We start from the raw sequence: 210 nt of genomic DNA on the forward strand, positions 1-210 counted from the left end.
GGTCGCAGGTTCGAATCCTGTCTTCCCGACCATCTATAATGGGGCCTTAGCTCAGCTGGGAGAGCGCCTGCTTTGCACGCAGGAGGTCAGCGGTTCGATCCCGCTAGGCTCCACCAATATTTTTATTTGACACTATCAGTAATAAATGTTATTATCTTATAGCTGACTGGGTCAGTAGAGATTGTTCTTTGAAAACTAAACAAACAAGCG

1 tRNA gene is annotated in these 210 nt (G+C 46.2%); it reads left to right on the forward strand.

What is annotated here, in order from left to right:
- Positions 1-40: 40 nt before the first annotated feature.
- A tRNA-Ala gene (locus tag H0185_RS23280) sits at positions 41-116 on the forward strand.
- Positions 117-210 lie beyond the last annotated feature (94 nt).

Source organism: Mesobacillus maritimus (assembly GCF_019749255.1).
GTDB classification, from domain to species: Bacteria; Bacillota; Bacilli; order Bacillales; family Cytobacillaceae; genus Mesobacillus_B; species Mesobacillus_B maritimus_A.